The organism is Vibrio sp. 970 (assembly GCF_033339075.1).
Genome location: NZ_JAWOTW010000785.1, coordinates 1 through 524, shown reverse-complemented (window position 1 = coordinate 524; position 524 = coordinate 1). Strand labels below are relative to the sequence as shown.

Annotated in this window: 1 protein-coding gene; it reads right to left on the bottom strand. The window is 41.6% G+C overall.

Features of this window, described 5'->3' with window-relative positions:
- Positions 1-41: 41 nt before the first annotated feature.
- A partial coding sequence (locus R7Q11_RS29170) for a 3-deoxy-D-manno-octulosonic acid kinase (RefSeq protein WP_225467344.1) occupies positions 42-524 on the bottom strand: 483 nt, incomplete at its 5' end.

Genomic DNA, 524 nt, shown 5'->3' with positions numbered 1-524 from the left:
GCTATTGGATTGTCTCACGAATAACTGACAAAAAGCTCACTTTACGTATTTTCAGTGTGACTTTTTTGTACATGATCAAAATCGGACGCTTGCCAAATGATTTGGCGTTTGAGCAGTTCTTTTTTGAATGAGCGAAGAAGCCTTTCTAAGTTTTGCTTTTTCCAGTCGCCGTGCTCTTGTTTGCGGCACTTATCAAAATCAATAATCCACACTTTATCTTTGTCATCGATCAAGATGTTGTGGATATTCAGGTCTGTGTGATTAACGCCAGCGTTGTGCATTTTGGCAATTTCTTGCCCTATTTTTTGATACATTCCTTCCGGTAACGGTTTTTCCTGCAAGATACTGACCAGGTCTCTTGCGTTAGGAATGCGCTCACTCAATAAATCGGCCTGATATGTCAATCCAGATTTCACAGCTCTCGCAGCAATTGGCCTTGGCACATGAACACCTGCATTAATCAGTGTAAGTAATAGTTGGAACTCTTGCGCACAACGCGTTTGCTCCCAACCTGAAAACCAATA